The organism is Streptococcus pluranimalium (genome assembly GCF_047785705.1).
GTDB classification, from domain to species: Bacteria; Bacillota; Bacilli; order Lactobacillales; family Streptococcaceae; genus Streptococcus; species Streptococcus pluranimalium_A.
Window position 1 is genome coordinate 1 of the sequence record NZ_JBLOJV010000005.1, and the last position, 17,685, is coordinate 17,685.

The window sequence follows — 17,685 nt, forward strand, 5'->3', positions numbered from 1 at the left end:
CTAATTTAACTGTTTCACTTGCTTGGATAAAGTCTTTTGTTTGGTCAACATAAGTAATAGTAACTTTACCTTGTGCATCAACGCTTACTCCTGCGGAATCTGGAAGATTGTCTCTGTTTTGAGTTTGCACTGCCGCTTTCACTTGTTCTTGTTCCTCTTGTGTCAGCTGTGACAGATTACGAACAAGTATCGCTTTAGCAGGTTTTTGTGGAACATACTTAGCAGATTCTTTCTGAACGACAGTAACCTCTGGTGCCATTGTCTTAGAAGATTTATCTGAAAACATAATGGTTGCCTCTCCATTAGCAGCAATGGTGATTTGGCGAGGTGCTAAATCTTCGTTGGTTTCCATGATAGCGTTTTTGACTTGCTGGATTTCAGTCGATGACAAGGCATTTGGATTTTCAACCAATACTTTTTCTCTTGGGTTGTTCAAGCGTGTGTCTTGTGCCTGTGTACGGCTATAAGTGAATTTAAGAGCTGTTAAACCTTGACCTTCTTTGGTCAGTCTATAATGCTCTAAGCCAGTGCTATCTACAGTGTAGGTATAGGCATTGCCGGTTGCATCATTGATATCATGTGAACCAAAGTCAACTTGTTGAAGAGTGCTAGTACCAGTAATCGTCACTTGCTTTGTTGCGACGGTCTCATTGTTCCCACGTTTGAGCGTTAGGGTAATTGTTTTTGGAAACGTTGCAATACCTGGTCCACCAGTCACGTTGACTGTTGTGTTGTAAGTTTTCTTAGGCGATACGTAAGCGAGAGTCAAGGTATGACTGGTATCCGCCACATTTACAGAAACATTTGCTTTTGTTCGTTGAACTTGTTTAAGTAATTCAGCTTCACTTGCTACTGCCTTTGTGACACGATTACCAGACCTTAATGACTCGCGATAATTTTCCAAATCCCCTTTTTGTCTTACCAAGTAAGTCACCGCTGTACCATTTTCAGCCACTGGTAAGTCACGCCACGTGTAACTATTGGTACCATTGGTTAGGGTTTGTGTGTTAACAACTGTCTGAGTACCATTATGCAGTTTAACGAGTTCAAGCTGAACTTCAGGGTGGGCCTCTGGGCCATTTTGCCAGACGAGGTTAGCCGTCACCGTCTCTTTGTGCTCAGCAAAAAGTCCAGTATAAGACTTCGGTGAGGTTCCATAAGTTAAGGCTTGTATCCCCTTACTTGATGCCACCTCGCTTGAAGCATCGTCTTTCCAACCAGCAAAAGTCATGCCAATCCCTGGAGTTGGTGATGGAGGAGTCACATTGTCGTTAAAGAAACCGATTGAGTTTTTATTTTGAGCCAATCCATCGACCTTCTTAAACGTGTAAGTCGTTTTTTGGGTCGTCATTGGTACAGTGATGGTTTCAATGTTTTTAAGACCATCATTAACATCTGGAATCATATCAAATGTCACACGTTCTTTAGTGAATTTTACATTCGTAGCTCCTTTGACACCTTCTACAAATCGATAAGTGTTACTGTCAGGATTCTCAATGGTGACATTATATTTACGACCAGATACCAGTTTTGAGATTAGCAAAGCATCATTACTTAGAGATGTCAAATCATAAGAAAGTTGGTTCTCAGTATCAACAACCTTGATTTTAGCTTCCAAAGATCTTTCTGTTGGTTGTTTTTGGTCATCATCATTAGCATCGTTGAAAACTTGAAGTTTTTTAGCACCTAAAGTGATATTGATATTGACAGTAGGTGTCTCACTGACTCCTGCATAAGAGCCCATATCAGAGTAATACAAGCCACGGAAGCCATTTTCTTTACCATCGGTGACAGTACCTTGATTAACAGTATAATCAAAGTTCAAATCAACAGTCGTCTTTTTAGGGAAGAGTTGGTCAGATTTTGCTTTAACGCGGATCAAGTTGACATTTGTAAGGTCAGATGGTTTAGAATAACTCAAACGACTTAGTCTATCATGGCTATAATTGATAGCTCCCGTTAACTGAGCTGGCTCTACCGTTGCATAGTCAACGTCAAACTTAGTGGTAAATTCTGGATAGGTCGAACTAACCGCTTTTGATAAATGTAGGGTATAGTCAAAAGCTTTGTCTTGAAGACTCGTTCCCCAGTTTTGACCTCGTTTTGGAACTGGGATATAGAAAACAACTTGACCGGCATCTACCTCTTGATTATTCGTCAAATCCACGCGAACCGTTGCCGATTGACTAGTGTCACTAATATTTAAAGCATTTTTTGCATTAACCAAATCAAAATCAGAACCTGTGGTTTTAGCTTTTGTTGTAGCAAGTAATTTGTCAACAACTTTTAAGTTAACAGCCAAATCCGTAGTCAAATTGGTAAAGACATTGTGATCGTTTTCTAAATCATTGTAAATATTATAAGGATCTTCGCCACGAACAGTCCCTCGCCTCACATTAGGAGTGGCGTCCTCTGTTTGCACAAAAATAGAGCGATTCAACTGCAACAAGTAATCATCTTTGAGGCGTTTGTTTTCAACGTCCACCTCTACAAGGATACGTTTGATGTTAGGTTGTTCCCCAAGAACATATTCCCTACCAACGATATTATTATCATCAGTGACATTGTCCAAGTTAAACGTATACAAGCGCTGACCATCTGGTAAATCTCTCTCGGCAGACGATGCCACAAAATACTGCCCTTTTTCATTACGTAAACGAATGGCACTGGTTGGTAAGCCTATGTCAGTTTTTGGTAAGACCAATGAAATCGAACGAATCTTTTTAACATTTAAAGTGCCTCTCCAATCCGATAGATAACGCTCGTTTCCAACTGTATAGTTGATCCTCGCAGTCTCTCCTTGTTTGATTTCCCTCTTATTTACCTCAACAGTCGTATAGACACTATCTAATTTGTTGTGTTCTCTTACATCTACACCTATTGTAGTTGATACCGGAGCATGATAGTGGGGGAGCTCTTCTGGAGATTCACTATAGCCAGGAGTATCTGGTCTAACGGGAGCCTTATCAGAGAGTGTGAGTTTTATCGTTTCAACAACTCGATCTTTTGGAGCAGTCTCTGCAAATCGACCAATAAAGGGATCGCTATAAGCTCTAGAACCAGATCCCGATACGATACCCTCTCCTGCTTTGATCACCCCCACATCACGCCTAATTCCTGTGATGATATCTTCTTGGCTATAGCCTAGCGAAACCACATCATAATAAGTCTGTCTTTTAACAGCATGGGTTTTCCAGGCACCTGTTTCTTTGGTCTTGACCTCGATGTTAAACGTTTCTGACTTGCTTTGTCCAGTGACATCTAAAAAAGTAGAAAGGAAGCCTTTAAGGACAACATGCGCTGTCGGCTCTAATTCAATAACTTTTTCTACGGAGTCCACATCGGAATCGTTTAGAAAAGCAGGGTCGTGGGGAAGTGCTCCCAATGATATCAACCTATTATAGTCAGTCACTCCATCCCTAGATGCTATATAGTAAAGACCTCTTGAGATGACATTCTCACCTTCAGGGCGATTACGCTCAATCTTCAAATTAAGGGTTCGGTAAGGACTTTGCTGCTGAAGCAAGTTATCCTCTGGGCTGTAGTTGCGCAAGGTAAGCTTCGGTTTTTGAATAACTAAACTGACCGTCTCCTCTTCACCTACTACTTTACCTTTTTGATCAGGATCAAACTTGGTGACTAGATAGAGCTTAGAATATCGATCAACCATTATAGGATTTTTAGTAGAAACTTTTACCAGTGTAGTACCATCACTCTGGGGCTGAGGCACCATCTGAAATGCCGTTTCTGGGTAAACATCTTTTTGATAAGGGGAACCCGTCTCTACTCTAAGAAGCGTCACTCCCTGCGGTAGAACAACCTCAAACGAAATATCATCAAAATAGGAATTACTATTTTCACCAATTGTCTCTCCTTCTTCCAAAAGAGTCCCATAATGAAATGTTGTTTTAGCAGTATAATCATTTAGATTCGTGTATCTTTGTTCTGAAATACTAGCTGCGCGAGTGTCACTGACATGGGTAAGTTGAGCACCATTAGGAGCTACCGAGGATTTTTGAAATCCTTTGAGAAGAATGCTGGTTTGATGAACCTCATTTTGGCTTGTTTTTTTCTCGCCTTGAGCGATGTTCTCAATGTTAGCCACTACTAGCGGACTTTTTTCGATACCTTTAGTAACTCCAGATACTGAACCATTCTTTGCATAACCTGTTACAAAAGCTCCAGGCTCTACTTCCATAGTGAATGACACCGTTGTTTTCAAGACGTTATCTTTAAACTTGTAAATCACCTCAGCAAGACCGGGCTTGGCAGGTTCCAAAGTAGTAAGCAAATGATATTGCTTGCCATTAGCCGCTGCTAATGGCTCTTTGTTCACCTGTACTTTACCTGGCTCCTTGAGTTGCTCAAGGTCAACTACTGAATGTGCCTTCACCTTTACAAAAGGGGCGAAGTTGAAAGTCACTTGCTTGTCTGTAGCAGAAGAAGGAAAGGTTACCTCAGCATTGACACGAATATCATCACCATACTGACCGTCTAGGACTTTTTCTGGCGTTAACTCAGAGCCGTCTCTCAGGTCGATGAATTTTACGGTCGGTGTCAAAGCAAGATCAGATTCTGATCCTGCAGCGCGTGCACGACGAACTCTCGATTGAGGCTTGTTCTTCATCTCAGCCATCGCCAAAACGATAGCCTCATGAACTTCTTTGCTGGTCGCAGTATTGTAATCAACGTTAACCAAGTTGAAAAGCTCTAAGGCTTTTGCTTTGTCAAAATTCAGCTGAGTCTCAAAAAAGAGACGTACAGCCGCTTGCTTATCTTCTGCCTTATCGAGTAGATCAATAAGCTCAGTGCTCTCTGAGACAGTTGATTCATTCAGAAGGCTTTGACGGTTAGTCGAGTCACTAGCAACCGTAGCTTCAGCTTTTTGGGGTTGACTAGCGTCTGACTGCACCAAACTTTTTTGCGCACGCTCTAGGATACGATCCAGGAGAGCGACGTCAGTGGTGTTGGTCAGCTGGCGTTGGTAACTCGCATAGGCATCAGCTGACAAGTCACCCTTGAGAGCATACAGTTGGCTTAGGACTTTGGCTCTAGTCGACTCTAAGCGCTCTTTATAACTGAGATTGCTAGTATCCTCATCGGCTACAGTCGCTTTCTTAGCAGGGTTAGCAAGTTTTACTGCTTTTTGCTCGTCTGCATTAGCTTTAGCACGCTTGATGATAGAGGCAAAGACATCTATATCAGTCGCTGACTTGATCTGGTTGCTGTAGCTGACGTAGCTCTCGTGATCCAGGTCGCCTTTGAGGGCTTCTAGGTCTTTGAGGGCTTTTTGACGCACTGGCTCTAAGCGATGAGCATCGTTCTCTTTTACTACTACGGCTGAACCGGTCGCTTGGGCAATGACCAAGTTATCCGTCTCAAGAGTAGCGCTCGTCGTTGGCGAGGTTGCTTGAGTTGCCTCACCAGACTCAGGCGAGACCTGGACTTTAGCTATCTGCTCAGCCAGAGCCTTGTCATTGACCCCTAGGATCATCAACCCTAGAAGGACAGAGGTTGCACCGTAGGCCTTGAACTTACGGATCGAGAATATCTGTCGTTGATCTCTTTGAAATTGCATATGTTCTCCTTTTGATGTGATAAATAGCATTCGTCAAGACTCAAAAGGCTAGGCCTTTGACTTGCCTTGATAACCCCAAGTGTTATCAAGGCATCTTGTCATCAGGTCTAGGTTTGAGACTTGTCGAGCATTGAATCACTGTTTAACAACAGTGGACAACAAAAGTATAATTTGTGTCATCTTCTATTTTACCCGCCCCCCCCCATTTGTCAAGTGTTTTGCCTTGATATGATAGGGGTTTGGGGTCTTTTTTCCAGTGATATTTCCCAAAAGTTAGCGTAATCGTGAAAAAAAAACTCCTTGTTTTGAGCAACAAGGAGGGAGGTCAGCCTCTAGCGGTGGCTGAGTTTTCGAGTGAGGCGGTCTCCGATGAACTGGATGGTGAAGATCAAGAGGAGAATGGCTAGGGTAGCGACGATGGTAACGTCAGTATTGGAGCGGTTATAGCCGTAGGAGATGGCGACATTTCCTAGTCCTCCCGCACCGATAGCTCCTGCCATGGCTGTCTCACCAACTAGGGAGATGAGGGTCACTGTTGACACACGGATCAGGTCTGGTAGCCCCTCACCAAGGTAGACCTTAATGATGTCAAAAAGGGTTGCCCCCGAGGCTTGAGCTGCCTCGATAACCCCACGATCCAACTCCGATAAGACCACCTGTACTTGGCGGGCGAAGAAGGGGAAGGTCGCGGCTGATAGGGGGACGAGGGCTGCGGTGGCACCGAGGTTGGTCTTGACCAGCAAGAAGGTCACTGGTGCTAAGATGGCCAGCAAGATGATGAAGGGGATGGCACGAAAGACCGATGTCACCTTGTCTAGGACTTGAAAGACGGGGCGATTGTCGATGACACCACCTGGACCTGTCAAGACGAGAAAGAGGCCTGCCAAAAGGCCTAAAAAGCCACCGATGATAAAGGACACCAGGGTCATGTATAGGGTGGCATTGATGGCTGATAGCCAGCCATTGTCGCCTGTTAGGCCGATTCGGTAAACATTGGGTAAGTAAGTCTGGATCCACTCTAACATTTAAGCACCTCTCTTTAAAATAGTCAGTTGAACGCCTGCTGCTTTTATGGCTTCTTGGGCAGCGGCTAGGTTGAGCTTGGTTCCTGATAAGATAACCACCATCTCGCCTACTGGCGTTTGGTCTAAAATCTCGATATTGCCATAGAGGATATTGGCAGTCACTTGATAGTGCTTATAGATTTCACTCAAGATGGGCTCATCGGTTGATGTGCCTGCGTAGTTGAGCTGAACGAGGAGAGCGTCTGTGGCTAGGTCACGCACCACATCTTGCTGGGCGATCTTAATCATGGCCTCATCGATACCAGTAGCAGTTTTGATAAACTCCTGAGTTAGGGGCTCCTTGGGATTTGAAAAGATGCCAAGGACAGAGCCTTCCTCAATCAGGCGGCCGTCTTGCATGACTGCGACACGGTTACAGATGTCCTTGACAATCTGCATCTCATGTGTGATCATGACCACGGTCAAGCCTAACTTTTGGTTCAAATTCTGCAATAAGGCCAAAATCTGCTTGGTGGTTTTAGGATCTAGGGCAGAGGTGGACTCATCTGAGATTAAGATTTCGGGATCATTAGCCAAAGCACGCGCGATGGCGACACGCTGCTTTTGACCGCCTGATAGTTGAACAGGGTAGTTGTCTGCCCGGTCCGATAAGCCAACCAACTCCAAGAGATCTGAAACCTTTTGCGCCTTGGCTTCTTTGCTCAAGTGAGAATGGCGCAAGGCAAAGGCCACGTTTTCAAAGGCTGTTTTTTGTGCCATGAGGTTAAAGTGCTGAAAGATCATGCCTATCTTCTGACGTTTTTGACGCAGCTCTGTAGGGGATAGCTGTACCTTACCCTGATCATAAGTTACCTGATCAGCGATGGTGATTTTACCAGCTGTCGGTACTTGAAGCAGGTTGATCACCCTGACGAGCGTTGATTTTCCTGCCCCTGAGTAGCCAACGATGCCGTAGATATCCCCTTTTTTGATCTGTATAGAAACGTCTTTGACGGCATGGATAGTCCTTTTCTTTTGCTGAAAGGTAATGGTGATCTTGTCTAAGTTGATTATGGTATCAGTCATAACTTCTGATTAACTCCTCTATCATTTCTATATGTGTCTGGTAGTCTGTCCAGCTGACATTTTCATCACTGCCATGGTCACGGCTGTCAGGATTTCCGATCCCAAAGGCGGCAATAGGCACACCCAGTGCCTCAAAGACTTGGTGCATGGGACCCGTTCCTGCGGTCGTTGGTAAGACGGCTACACCTTCTGGGGATAAATGCTCTGCTATAGTGATAACCTTTTGAATGGCAGGTGCGGTCATGTCGCTGCGATAAGCTTTTTCGCCTAGGGTGTAGATCAGATTAACCTTGTTATAGCCGTTTTGGACCAGCTGTTTTTCGATCAGGTCTAGCACTTTATGGGGATCCATCCCAGGCACCAAGCGAATTTCTAGCTTGGCACTGGCTTTGGCAGGCATGATGGTCTTGACCCCTTCACCCAAATAGCCAGACCATAAGCCCTGAATGGTCAAGGAAGGCTCAAAGAAGAGCCGTTTTTCCAAGTCTTTCTGTGAGGTGACAAGATGTGGCAGGCTTAGCTGGTAGAGCGATTTTAGGTCGTCTAGGTTGATGTGAGCGTGCTGTGAGACCAGATCGAGTTCCTGCTGACTGGGTGGGATGATGTCATCATAGATCCCTTGCACCAGTATCCGACCATCTGCTCCTCTAAGACTAGTCAGTGCATTGATCAGATACCAAGTGGCACTGTCAAAAATAGCTCCGAACTTGGAATGGCTATCCACCTTGGCTGAGGTCACTTGGGCATCGAAGGTGACGATGCCTTTGGTCCCACCAGCAATCTCGATTTGCCCCTTTTGGTTGCCTATGCCCTGCTCCCAGACCAAGAGGTCCGCGCCACTTAGGCAATCACTGTATTTGGCTAAATACTTATCCAAATCAAGCGAGGCTGACTCCTCTGCTCCCTCTATGATAAAGGTAATATCAAGAGGAAGGTATTGATGGTCTTGTAGATAGGACATGACTGCTGTCAGACGTGCTGTGATGTGCCCCTTGTCATCATCAACCCCTCGACCATAGAGATAGCCATCACGAAAGGTCAGGCAAAAAGGGTCACTGGTCCAGTCTTGATCATCATCTGCTGGCTGGGTGTCATAATGATTGTAAAAAATCAGCTGCTTAGCATTGGGGCGTGAGCTCTTGAACTGAGCCAGAATAAAGGGCGCAGCATAGCTGTCATCAAGCAAGACCTGAGCACCTGCTTCCTCAAAGATCTCCTTGAGATAGAGGGCTGTCTCATGTAGACCGATGCCCTGAGCAAAAATAGACCGATGGGCAACCAACTGCTTTAAGACATCCAGATAGTCGTTTCTTAGGGTTTCTTTGTTATCTTGTGGGATACTTGGCATGATTTTTCTCCTCTAGCTGCTCTTGAGTGGCTGAAATAATCGCCTCTTGACCTGATAAGACTGACTCTTAGCGTCATCACCTGACTAAGACTGACTTTTTGAGTATTGCTATTTTGTCACTAACGCGAAAATGAGTCCAGAATCATTTGGTCCCAGACTCATTGACTTTTAGTAACGGGAGCGGCGCTACTTCCTATGAAGCACAAGGGAATTACTCTCTCCTTTCAGGAATCTGACCTGAAACGATTTCACTAGCAGTGCGCCTCAACGGTTGTTAGCTTTGTTACAGGGCTTAGAAGGTCCTAGGCAAGCCTTGATTAGTTGGCTGGTGCGCCTTCCCAGATAGCGATGTCAGTGCCGTTAGAGGCTTTTTTGATGATTTTAGCGATTTCATCTGTCTGATAAACGTCAATCAAGACCTTGATGGCATCTGCTTTAGGTGATTTTTTCCAGTCTTTTTGGGCAGCAATCACGTTGATCCACTGTTTTGAGTTATCATTTTTCTCTTCTTTAAAGAGCGATGTGCTATAGTCAACGCCTGCGTCTACGGCATAGTTGTTGTTGATAATGGCAGCATCAACAGAGGTTAGGGTTGAGGCAGCTTGGTCAGCAGCGATTTCTTTGATGGTCAAATCTTTGGGATTTGATGTGATGTCGTCAAGTGTTGCCACTTCCTCACCTGAGGTTGATAGGGTAATCAAGCCAGCTGATTGAAGGACATATAAGGCACGGCTTTCGTTGGTAGGGTCATTTGGTACTGAAATGGTAGCCCCTTTTGGAATATCCTTGACATCAGTGTACTTGGCTTTTTTGCCATCTAAGCCTGAGAACAAGTTGATTGGGCTTAGGAGGGTTTCAGCTGCTGCGACTAAGTCAGCATCGTTTTTCTTGTTCCAGTCGTTTAAGAAATTGTAATGTTGGAAAGCATTGACATCGACTTCACCATTTTTAAGAGCCTTGTTGGGTTGGGTGTAGTCGGTAAACTCTTGAAACTCAAGGTCCACACCTTTTTCCTCAGCCAACTCCTCGATACGGTCCCAGATAGGCTCTGTGGCATCTGTTTTGGTCATGATTCCAACACGTAGTTCGTTTTTATCATCTGCTGAGTCTTTGCCAGAACAAGCTGCCAAGACAAGTGTTGATGCTAGGGCTAATCCAGTAATGCTTGCGATTTTTTTAATGGTCATTGTGAGATACCTCTTCTTTATCATTATATTTTTCAAAAATCAAAACGATATCCTGTTGACTGACCCAGATAGACTCTATCTTTGATTTCGTCGCCTCGTCTCGTTTTGGCTTTTCTTGAGTATTATTATGTCACATGCCATCCTCAAAAACAAGTTCTTAAAAACTAGGCTTATCTATAGTTTTAAACTATATCCCCTATAAAGCAAAAAAAGTGGGCAAAGGCTACTCCTGCAAAAGCAGTGATCCCTGTCCCACTGTTTGATTAAAAAACTCGCTCATAAAGAGCATCGAGGTAAACTGATCTACAGCCCCAGCTTTGTCGGTGTCGGCTTGGCTGACGCTATCTTGTTTTCAAGTTCTGTTATTGCCAAAAATCATCAAAGACGGTGATGGGCAAGTGTCTTTTGTGCATGGTTTTTTGCCACCATTGCTCTATTTGGCGCTTGGCTTCTGGAGATACCTCTTTACCCTCGAGGTAATCATCGATGTCATTGTAGCTGACGCCTAACGCTACCTCGTCTGCTAAACCTGGCTTGTCATCCTCTAAATCAGCGGTTGGGATTTTCTCATAAAGGGCTTTGTCCGCTCCCAAGGCCGCTAGAAGTTGTTTGCCTTGGCGTTTGTTGAGCCTGAAAAGCGGCAAAATATCTGCCCCACCATCACCAAACTTGGTGAAAAAACCTGTGATGTTTTCAGCTGCATGATCAGTCCCGATAACAGCGCCACTGTATTGACCAGCAACAGCATACTGCGTGATCATGCGTTGACGGGCCTTGATATTGCCCTTGTTAAAGTCAGAGATAGACACCCCTGCTTTGGTCAATGCTGACACCTGACCATCTACTGCTTCCTTGATGTTGATGGTGAAGCTCATGTCCGGTTTGATAAAGTCAAGGGCCTTTTGGGCATCTGCCTCGTCTGCTTGAAGACCATAAGGCAGGCGAATGGTGATAAACTGATAGGTTTGACCTGTCTCACGACGCAATTCTTCAACTGCTAACTGCGCTAAACGTCCCGCTAGTGTCGAATCCTGACCGCCTGAAATGCCCAAAACCAAGGTTTTTAGAAAAGGATGCTTGAGGAGATAGGCTTTTAAAAAATCAATCGAGCGACGAATCTCCTCTTGAGGGTCAATCAAGGGCTTGACCCCCAAGGCTTTGATAATGGTTGTTTGTAAGGTCACTTAGGCTTCTCCTTTTACATGGGCAAAGGCTGCTTGACGAACACGATCGATCAGTGCCATTTTATTATCCCAGACGTCTTTAGCGAGGTCTACAGGGTATTCTTGTGGGTTTAGGACTCGCTTGTACTCATCCCAGAGCTCATCTAGTTCTTTGCGGGCATACTCCTTGATCTCCCCTAATGATGGCAGGTCATAGACCAAGTCTCCCTGCTTGAAAATATCAACCAAAAGAGGCACGGCATGAAACTGCTTGACCGTCTTACTGATATAGGTATAGACTGGATGAAACATGTGAATCTGGTCCATAGCTGTAACATCGACATCTGCGAAGGTGATGTAGTCTCCTTCTGACTTGCCCTTGTCATGGCTGGTGATGCGCCAGACCTGTTTTTTGCCTGGTGTGGAAACTTTTTCCGCATTATTAGATAGTTTGATCGTGTCTATCATCTCACCCTTGTCATCTTCAATAGCGACAATCTTATAGACCGCACCTAGGGCTGGTTGGTCGTAGGCTGTGATTAACTTTGTTCCAACACCCCAAACGTCAATCTTGGCCTTTTGCATCTTCAAGTTAAGAATGGTATTTTCATCCAAGTCATTAGAGGCATAAATCTTAGCATCTGGAAAGCCAGCCTCGTCTAACTGCTTGCGAACTTCCTTGGACAGATAAGCCATATCTCCAGAGTCCAGACGGACTCCTTGAAAATGAATCTGATTTCCAAATTCTTTGGCGACCTTGATGGCTGCTGGGACACCGATTTTGAGGGTATCATAGGTATCCACTAGAAAAACACAGTCACGGTGAGTCTGTGCATAGGCTTTAAAGGCCTGGTAATCATCACCATAAGCCTGCACCATGGCATGCGCATGCGTTCCTGAGATAGGAATGCCAAAGAGTTTGCCGGCACGCACATTTGACGTTGCGTCAGCACCTCCGATAACAGCTGCGCGTGCTCCCCAAATAGAGGCATCCATCTCTTGGGCACGACGTGTGCCAAACTCAAGCAAGGGCTCATCCTCGATGACTGTCTTGATACGTGCCGCCTTGGTAGCAATCAAGGTCTGGAAATTAACGATATTTAAGAGCGCTGTCTCAACCAGTTGGCACTGAGCCAAGGGGCCTTCGATCTGCACCAGGGGTTCATTGGCAAAGACCAGATCTCCCTCACGCGCTGATCGAACTGATAAGGTCATCTTAAAGTCTCTAAGGTAAGCCAAAAAATCTTCTGGATAGCCTTCTTGGCGAAGATAAGCCAGATCAGTCTCTGAAAAATGCAAGTACTTGAGATAAGACACTATCCGCTCCAGACCTGCAAAAACGGCAAAACCATTGTCAAACGGCAATTTTCTAAAGTAAAGTTCAAAGATAGCATGCTTGTCGTGAATGCCCTGGTTAAAGTAAACCTGCATCATATTGATCTGATAAAGATCCGTGTGGAGGGTTAAACTATCATCTGGGTAAGTCATGTGTTGATTTCCTTTGTTTCTGGTTGAAGGTTTTAGGCACTTAATGCTCTTGGGCTCAGGCTTGTCTTTTTACTGACTATTATAGCATAAGTCCTAGGCTCGGGACATGGCTATGTTGAAGTAAAGGCAGCGCTGGTTTAGGCTTTTGATGACTACTTATCTAGCTGTACTGACTGATCTTGCTCTGACGACTGTTTTAGTCCACTATCATCAGAAAAATGATGTGCCGCTAAACCCTTCTGACACCGATATTTGTATTTCTTACAAGCCTTGGTCAACAATATAGTGATAAGCTTCTTGACCGGCAACAGCCCCGTTACCTACGGCTGTGGTGATTTGACGCAGTTGGTTTTGGCGAATGTCTCCAACGGCAAAGATCCCAGGAATCGCTGTTCGCATACGGTCATCGGTCACAACCCAGCCCTCATCATCTGTGATCTTCAAATCTCTGAAAAAGTCTGACACAGGATCAAGACCTACATAGACAAAAACACCTCCGAAAGCATGGTTGGTCACTTGATTGGTTTTGAGATTTCTGATGTCAACATTGGTCACCTTCAAATCGTTACCTTTGATGGCTTCAACGACAGAGTCCCAGATAAAAGACACCTTCTCATGAGCAAAGGCACGCTCTTGTAAGATTTTTTGAGCCCGCAATTGATCGCGACGATGCACTATGGTCACCGAGTTGGCGAACCGTGTCAAGAACAAGCCTTCTTCGATGGCAGAATCGCCACCACCAACCACGAGCAGGTCTTGATTTCTAAAGAAAGCACCATCACAGACGGCACAATAAGATACCCCTCGGCTATTGTAGGTTTCTTCTCCAGGGACGCCGAGTTGGCGATGTTTTGCTCCTGTAGCGATGATGAGTGTCTTGGTTTTGTAGGCTTGCTCATCAGCGCGAATCACTTTATAGTCGCCCTTGTCTTCGATCTGGGTCACGATGCCGTAAAGATGATCAACCCCAAACTTCTCCAGAGGCTCAAACATCTTCATGGCTAATTCAGGGCCACTGATGCGCTCAAAACCAGGATAGTTTTCAACGTCAGCGGTATTGTTCATTTGCCCACCGGGAGCTCCTTGCTCCAAGATGGCTACCTTCAAGTTTGAGCGAGCAGCATAGAGTGCTGCCGTCATCCCCGCAGGACCTGCTCCAATGATAATAGTATCGTACATCTCTTCTCCTTATGTATTCATTTATACGTTTAAAAATCCAAGGCTATCTGTCCTTGACTTGATAGGTGCTAAGACTTTAACACCAAGAGCAAGGCCATAAAGGCAAAGGACAATATCGGAATGGTTAACATCGACATCATTAAAACATCGTAAAGGGTTTCTTGGCGTTCTCGGACAGTTTTATCTGCCTTTTGATAGAAACGCTTTAGCAAATAAGCCACAGCTAGTACAAGAACCAGAATCACTGCTATTAAAAGACCTTGTAAGTAAAAGGACACTAATGTCTGTAACATGGTATTACCTCTAAATGTTATGGGGTTGGTTTTGTCAAGCATGGCACTCCTGCCCTTTTGTTAAATCAAACGAAACCTTATCAAAGTTACGTTGACAATCTTGTCGTTTCTTCTTTGAGTTTGATTTTGGTGGGGGAGCACTCTGCATGAGCTGCTTTGACATCTTTCAAAAGAAACTCAGCCATACTGCCTAGCTGAGTTTTTCTACTTTATTATATCAAAGATATGATTTTTTGTAACTAGCGAAAAATTCTTTGGTGCGCTCTTGTTGAGGATGGTGGATGAGCTGTTCAGGCCTTCCTTGCTCCAAAATCTTACCGTTATCAAGAAACAATATCTTATCTGCAACCTGAGCGACAAAATTCATATCATGACTGACCAAAATCATGGTTTGACCAGCTCTAGCAGCATCAGCAATGGCTCTTTCGACTTCGCCAACGAGTTCTGGATCCAAAGCCGAGGTTGGCTCATCCAGTAAGAGCACATCAGGTTTCATGGCCAGGGCACGCGCCAAGGCTACACGCTGCTTTTGCCCCCCTGATAAGTGGCGTGGGTAGTGATTTTCCCTATCTGAAAGACCGACTTTGGCTAGTTCTTCCTTAGCGATCTTAGTGGCTTCGCTATCTGATAATTGCTTAACCACCTTTAGCCCTTCTTTGACATTGTCAAGAGCTGTACGACGCTCAAAAAGGTTAAACTGTTGAAAAACCATGGCTAGCTTGCGACGAAGGGTCAAGATTTCTTCTGTTGAGATGGTTTTAAAATCAACCTTAAACTCATCAATCGTGATACTGCCTGAGTCAGCCTCTTCTAAGTAATTTAGGCTACGCAAAAAGGTTGACTTCCCAGCACCTGAAGCGCCTACAAGGGCCACCACTTGCCCTTTTTCAATGTCCAAATCCAAGCCATCTAAGACTTTTTGACCAGAAAACGTTTTGCTTAACTGACGAATCGAAATCATTAGCGACCTCCTCTTTCAAGTGATTTTTGAACGACTTTTGGTGATGAAATCGCCATTTTTTGCTCAATTAGCCGGCCTAGATTTTCAATCAAAAAACTAACCCCCCAATAAATCAAGGATACTGAGATAAAGCGCTCAAAATAACGGTAATCACTGCCTCCTAAAATCTGTGCTTGGGCATACATCTCAACGATACTAGCACTAAAGGCTAGGGATGTCCCCTTGGTCAAGCCGATCAGGCTATTGATTAAGGTTGGGGTGGCTACCACTGCGGCATTGGGAATAATGACCCGTTGATAGATCTGTGAGTTGGTCATCCCAAGGCTCTTAGCTGCCTCTATTTCACCAGAGCTAACTGACTGGATTGCTGCACGTATGGTTTCGCTGGCATAGGCTGCTTCATTAAAGGCAAAGGCCGTGATGGCAAAAACAGAGGCAGGAATAGCATTGATGTTCATGGTTAAGCCAGTCTTTTGATTGATGGCTTTAAGAAGCAAGGGAATCCCATAATAGGTCAGCATCAGCTGCACTAAAATAGGAGTTCCTCGTAAAAAACTAACCAAAAATGCCTGTATGGGATAGAGTAGCTTGACACGATTGATCTTAACAATGGCAAACAAAAGGGCCAAGAGGAGTCCCGCTAGAGCACCTGCCAAAGTAAGGCCTACTGTAATGGGGAGACGTTGAAGAATAGGGGGAATGGCTTCAAAAACAGCTCGCCATGAAAATAATTTTCCAGCTGGTAGTTTTTCGACCAAACTTTGGTACCAACCAACGGCTAAGAATAGGTTTGTCATAATAGTGTCCTTTTCGCGATAATCTTGTTATTTGTCCATTCTATCATTGCGCTTGGGTGCTGTAAATGAAGAGGTTTTAAAAAGGTGATAGGATTTAGCTATCACCTCTTATCATTTTCTTATCTCCTGCCTAAACAGCAAAACAATCGGGCTGTGATGGTATTTTTAGCCTAGCTTAATGATTTTTACTTATGGCTTTAGTAGAAGACTATTCGTAGTTATTGGCTATAGCTGACCCAAGTTTTCTTAAAATGTTTGTTTCTTAGCCTTACGCTCGGCACGGCCGCGAGCCTTATTAGCAGCACGGCGTTCTTTTTGCCGCTTTTCATCAACTTTCCACTGAATTTTTTTCTTATAGCCTGGTTTTACTTTTTTCTTTTTCTTTTTAACCAGCCCAATCATTTCAGTATCTAGTTTTTGATAGGCTTTTTCACGCTGACGGCGACGATCACGATCATGAGTAGCTATGATTTCACCATCTTTGAGAGCCTTTGGCTCAAAAGTGATGCCCAGTTTTTCTAACTCCCGAATATCACTATCATCACTAGGTTGATATAGGGTGATGGCAATTCCTGACAAGCCGTTACGCCCTGTACGCCCGACACGGTGAACAAAGAAAGACAGGTCTTGTGGGATAGCGTCATTGATAATGTGGCTGACCCCTTCAATGTCAATACCACGCGCAGCCAAGTCTGTCGCCACAATGTACTCGTAGTTCAGGTTCTTAACTTGATTCATGATACGCTTACGCTCACGCGATGGCATGCCTCCATGAATTTTAGCCACTTTGAGCCCATTGGCTACCAGATAGGCATGTAATTCGTCTGCTCGCTCTTTGGTGTTAACAAATATCATGGCCAAATAAGGATTGATAACCTGCGACAATTTTAACATCTGAGCATTTTTATCTTTTCCTTTGGTTGACATCAACCAGTTATGGATGGTATCAGCAATAACTGTGCTGGTTTTGATTTGTTCGATGACTGGATTGGTGAGGTATTTCTTGAGGAAGGGTTGTAATTTTTGAGGAATGGTCGCCGAAAAGACTAAAATTTGAACCTCTTTGGTCAAACTAGCCGCAATTTTATCAACTGTGTCCAGAAAGCCCATATCCATGGTCATATCAGCTTCATCAACGACAAAAGTATGTGCCTTGTAAATCTCTAAGTCACCGGATTTGACCAAATCATAGATACGACCAGGAGTTCCAATGACAATGTGTGGTTGGTTCACTTTTAGGCGCTCAATTTGGCGTTGTTTATCCGTTCCACCAACATAGTTAACCACACGAATCTCTTTGTTTGAATGGTTGGCGATTTGCTTACTGGCTTGGTAGATCTGAGTAGCCAACTCACGACTGGGTGCTGTGATGACGACTTGAACCTCAGCCTTGTCTGGATCTAGCTTCTCAAAAATCGGCAACAAGAAGGTATGGGTCTTACCTGAACCTGTTTTTGATTCGCCCACCAAATCACGTTCTGAACGAACGATTGGAATCAGCTTTTGTTGTACAGGAGTAGGATTCTTAAAGCCCAGCTCATCTAAAGCCGCTTGTATATAAGAATTGAAATTAAAATCTTTAAAGGACATAGTGCCTCCTT

The 17,685-nt window shown here is 44.4% G+C and carries 12 protein-coding genes; all 12 read right to left on the bottom strand.

Going from position 1 to position 17,685, the window contains the following annotated elements; genetic code table 11:
- Positions 1-5,578, bottom strand: a 5,578-nt coding sequence (locus ACMZ6Z_RS02100) for a Cna B-type domain-containing protein (protein WP_416131012.1), incomplete at its 3' end; no start/stop codon positions are given.
- A 332-nt stretch (positions 5,579-5,910) separates the two neighbouring features.
- A complete protein-coding gene (locus ACMZ6Z_RS02105) occupies positions 5,911-6,603 on the bottom strand; it encodes a methionine ABC transporter permease (protein WP_416131013.1) in 693 nt (230 codons plus the stop codon).
- Positions 6,604-7,668 carry a methionine ABC transporter ATP-binding protein gene (locus ACMZ6Z_RS02110; RefSeq protein WP_416131014.1) on the bottom strand — a complete coding sequence of 355 codons (1,065 nt, stop codon included), beginning with the start codon at positions 7,666-7,668 and terminating at the stop codon, positions 6,604-6,606.
- Positions 7,661-9,016: a M20/M25/M40 family metallo-hydrolase gene (locus ACMZ6Z_RS02115; protein ID WP_416131015.1), complete on the bottom strand. Its 1,356-nt coding sequence runs from the start codon at positions 9,014-9,016 to the stop codon at positions 7,661-7,663. The genes ACMZ6Z_RS02110 and ACMZ6Z_RS02115 overlap by 8 nt, the downstream gene beginning before the upstream one ends.
- 317 nt (positions 9,017-9,333) lie before the next feature.
- Entirely contained in the window at positions 9,334-10,203 is an 870-nt protein-coding gene (locus ACMZ6Z_RS02120) for a MetQ/NlpA family ABC transporter substrate-binding protein (RefSeq protein ID WP_416131016.1), read from the bottom strand.
- A gap of 362 nt (positions 10,204-10,565) precedes the next feature.
- Positions 10,566-11,387, bottom strand: a complete 822-nt coding sequence (nadE, locus tag ACMZ6Z_RS02125; protein WP_416131017.1) for an ammonia-dependent NAD(+) synthetase — start codon at positions 11,385-11,387, stop codon at positions 10,566-10,568.
- Positions 11,388-12,854, bottom strand: coding sequence for a nicotinate phosphoribosyltransferase (locus ACMZ6Z_RS02130; RefSeq protein WP_416131018.1), 1,467 nt, complete (start codon positions 12,852-12,854; stop codon positions 11,388-11,390). It lies immediately after the preceding gene.
- 261 nt (positions 12,855-13,115) lie between these two features.
- Positions 13,116-14,033, bottom strand: coding sequence for a thioredoxin-disulfide reductase (gene trxB / locus ACMZ6Z_RS02135; protein ID WP_416131019.1), 918 nt, complete (start codon positions 14,031-14,033; stop codon positions 13,116-13,118).
- 68 nt (positions 14,034-14,101) lie between these two features.
- Positions 14,102-14,326: a DUF4059 family protein gene (locus ACMZ6Z_RS02140; RefSeq protein ID WP_416131020.1), complete on the bottom strand. Its 225-nt coding sequence runs from the start codon at positions 14,324-14,326 to the stop codon at positions 14,102-14,104.
- Between the two features lie 217 nt (positions 14,327-14,543).
- On the bottom strand, positions 14,544-15,287 hold the full coding sequence (locus tag ACMZ6Z_RS02145) for an amino acid ABC transporter ATP-binding protein (RefSeq protein WP_416131021.1): 744 nt from the start codon (positions 15,285-15,287) through the stop codon (positions 14,544-14,546).
- Entirely contained in the window at positions 15,287-16,084 is a 798-nt protein-coding gene (locus ACMZ6Z_RS02150; RefSeq protein ID WP_416131022.1) for an amino acid ABC transporter permease, read from the bottom strand. The genes ACMZ6Z_RS02145 and ACMZ6Z_RS02150 overlap by 1 nt, the downstream gene beginning before the upstream one ends.
- A gap of 246 nt (positions 16,085-16,330) precedes the next feature.
- Positions 16,331-17,674 carry a DEAD/DEAH box helicase gene (locus ACMZ6Z_RS02155; protein ID WP_416131023.1) on the bottom strand — a complete coding sequence of 448 codons (1,344 nt, stop codon included), beginning with the start codon at positions 17,672-17,674 and terminating at the stop codon, positions 16,331-16,333.
- Positions 17,675-17,685 lie beyond the last annotated feature (11 nt).